The organism is Pseudomonas fragi, from assembly GCF_002269505.1.
Taxonomy (GTDB): domain Bacteria; phylum Pseudomonadota; class Gammaproteobacteria; order Pseudomonadales; family Pseudomonadaceae; genus Aquipseudomonas; species Aquipseudomonas fragi_D.
Genome location: NZ_NQKQ01000076.1, coordinates 1 through 312 on the forward strand (window position 1 = coordinate 1; position 312 = coordinate 312).

Genomic DNA, 312 nt, shown 5'->3' on the forward strand with positions numbered 1-312 from the left:
GGTAATCAGATCAATGCCGCCATTGCCGCCTGCACCTGGCTGGCCGGGTGCAGTGGTGTCAATGGTCAGGTTGAAAGGCAGGGTAGGCGCGCTGACTCCGGTCGCGGTGGTCGCCGTGGCCGTGAAGCTGTGGCTGCCTTCGCCAAGATCCGGAGTGGTGAAGTTCCAGTTGCCCAGGGCGTTGGCCGTTGCTGTGCCGAGTGGCGTGGTGCCGTCATAGACCGTGACTGTCGCACCAGGGGTGGCTTGGCCGTGCAGGGTCGGGGTGGTGTCGTTGGAGACGCCGCCATCGCTGAGGTTACCGGTAATCGG

The 312-nt window shown here is 64.7% G+C and carries 1 protein-coding gene; it reads right to left on the bottom strand.

Annotated elements, in window-relative coordinates:
- Window positions 1–312, bottom strand: a 312-nt coding sequence (locus CJU81_RS24145) for an Ig-like domain-containing protein (RefSeq protein WP_176464910.1), incomplete at both ends; no start/stop codon positions are given.